Annotated in this window: 3 protein-coding genes; 2 read left to right on the top strand and 1 reads right to left on the bottom strand. The window is 73.5% G+C overall.

The window, feature by feature from the left end; translation table 11 throughout:
- Positions 1 to 596, bottom strand: a 596-nt coding sequence (locus ABZ914_RS50395) for an alpha-amylase family glycosyl hydrolase (RefSeq protein WP_500201677.1), incomplete at its 3' end; no start/stop codon positions are given.
- A gap of 340 nt (positions 597 to 936) precedes the next feature.
- Between ABZ914_RS50395 and ABZ914_RS50390 the strand changes: the two genes are divergently transcribed.
- Together ABZ914_RS50390 and ABZ914_RS50385 are read left to right on the top strand one after the other, a co-directional pair.
- A complete protein-coding gene (locus tag ABZ914_RS50390) occupies positions 937 to 1,266 on the top strand; it encodes a hypothetical protein (protein ID WP_500201676.1) in 330 nt (109 codons plus the stop codon).
- A gap of 3 nt (positions 1,267 to 1,269) precedes the next feature.
- On the top strand, positions 1,270 to 2,127 hold the full coding sequence (locus tag ABZ914_RS50385) for an STAS domain-containing protein (protein WP_500201675.1): 858 nt from the start codon (positions 1,270 to 1,272) through the stop codon (positions 2,125 to 2,127).
- Positions 2,128 to 2,252: the final 125 nt, after the last annotated feature.

Below are 2,252 nucleotides of genomic sequence, written 5' to 3'. Positions count from 1 at the left end.
GAGGACTCGGTGTCGACGAAGATGATGCGGGCTTCGGGGTATTTGTCGTCGGTGTCGTTCCACATGTAGAAGTCACCGAACGGCCCGTCCGGATCGGTCCGCGACGCCTGGAACCACGGGTGCCGATCCGAGGTGTGGTTCATCACCAGATCCGCGATCACCCTGATACCGCGGGCATGCGCCTCCTCGATCAGTTCCACGAAATCGCCGAGCTCCCCGAAGTCCGGGAGGATCTCGGTGTAGTTCGCGATGTCGTAGCCGCCGTCCTTCAGCGGTGACTGGTAGATCGGCAGCAGCCACAGGCAGTCGACGCCGAGCCATTCCAGGTGGTCGAGCTTGGAGATCAGGCCGCGCAGATCGCCGTAACCGTCATTGTTGGAATCGCAGAACCCCCGCACCGACACCTCGTAGAAAACCGCCGTCTTGAACCAGTGCGGGGTGTGCGGAGCGCCCTCGGCGAAGGGGTCCGGGACGGCCCCCGCCGCCGGGGCGGCCCGCTCCGCCCCGATCCCGCCCCGCGCGAGGCCGCGATCGGCCTCCGGGTCGGCGACCTGGCCGGACGTCCTGCAGGTGAAGTACTTCGGCTGGGCGTGCATGGACCATCCCGGAGTGTCGGCGACATCTAGATCAGCAATTCCCGCCGTCCGTCGCGAGGGCGTGCGCGACAGGCAACCATCCGTAAAAATCTCGGTACTCTCCGTGATCGGGGCGCCGCTCCCGGGCCCTGGCGGATCCCGTGTCCGAACGGCCGTGGGACTTACCGCGCGGCAGGCATGTCATGCCCGGACCTTTAGGGTCGGCGCCGTTTCCGCCCCAGGCGCCGGGTAGGTCCCTTCCAAGCTCGGAACCTGCCGCGCGGGCAGCTGCCGACCCGCCCGGACGGGCGATCTTCTCGTCTCGTCCAGACCGATCGGAGGGACAGTGGAGCGCTGGGAGATGTCGCCATCGGCCGGACCGACGCGCGACGACCTCGTGGCGCGGCTGCGCGTTCGCTTCGCCGACATTCCGGCCGAGAACGTGCGCCGTTGCGTGGACGACCTGTGGTGCTGCTGCACCCATCTCGGGATGCGGCCCGACGCCCGGACCATCGAGCGCCTCGCGGCGTCCCGGCTCACGGGCGTCGTGCGCGGCGCGCGGCCGCCGTATCCGGACGGCGAGCGGGCCCCGGTGCCGCCGGGCCGCGCCGCCGCGTCCGCCCCCGTGACGCCGCCCGCCGGCGGGCCCGCCCCGGCCCGTGCCTCCGCGCGTACCCCGATCGGGATGTGACAGATGAAGGACACGACCGTGCCGGGCCTGCGGACGGACACCCGGCAAGGGTTCATCGTGCTGCGCCTGCCCGCGCAGATCAGCTGGCGCAACTACGCCGGGATCAGGGAAGGGGTCTCCCGCGCGCTGGCGGTGGCCGCCGGCGACCTCGCCCCCGACCGCCCCGCCGCGGGCCGGCCCCGCAAGGGCGTCGTCGTCGACTTCGGCGACTCGATCCTGCTGGACGCGTCCGGGCTGGTGCTGCTGGCCCGCACCGAGACCCGCGCGCAGCTGCTCGGCTGCCCGCTGCGGGCCGTGGTGCCCGCGACGGCCGCGCCCGTGCGGCGCGCGCTGCACCTCACCGGCCTGTCCAGCCTCGTCCCGGTGTTCGAGGACGTCGCCCAGGCGACCGCGGCGCCGGTGGTGCCCGGCGAGACCGCGACCGTCGACACCGGGCACGTGCTGGACGCCATCCGCGCCCTGCACCCCGCCGACGCCGGGCTCGCGCCGACGCCGTCCGCCGCCCCGCCCGAACTGCTGATCACCACGGCCGAGGCGGGCGACGGCGACCACACCGTGGTGCACCTGTCCGGGGTCCTCGACCCCGTCACCGTCCGGCGCCTCGGCGAGACGCTGACCTCGCTGGTCGAGGGCGACCTGCGGCACCTGATGGTGCGGATGGGCGACCGGCTCGGGGTGCGCTGCGACCCGCTGCCGGTGCTGCTCGGCATCCGCTGGCGGGTCGCCGCCGAGGGCGGCTGCCTCTCGCTGCCCGGGCTGCCCGCCCGGCTCCGCGAGATCATCGACCGCGAGGGGCTCGGCTCGGTGTTCAGCGCCTGCCGGTCCGCTGAGGGCCGCGCGTTCGGCGCGGGACCGGCCTGACCGGCCGCCTTCCCGTCACCACGGCATCGGGGACCGCCACCGCGGGACCGATGCGAGCGGGCCGTCCCGTCCCTTCGCTCAGCTCCCGCCCGGCCGCAGCCGATCGCGCGCGGCGCGCAGGGAGT

The organism is Spirillospora sp. NPDC046719 (assembly GCF_040645715.1).
GTDB lineage: Bacteria > Actinomycetota > Actinomycetes > Streptosporangiales > Streptosporangiaceae > Spirillospora.
Note: the sequence above shows the minus strand (reverse complement) of the source record. Positions and strands in the feature narration are given on the sequence as shown.

Coding starts and splice junctions, on each gene's coding strand:
- ABZ914_RS50390 (WP_500201676.1), top strand. CDS start 937: ATGTCGCCATCGGCCGGACCGACGCGCGACGACCTCGTGGCGCGGCTG.
- ABZ914_RS50385 (WP_500201675.1), top strand. CDS start 1,270: ATGAAGGACACGACCGTGCCGGGCCTGCGGACGGACACCCGGCAAGGG.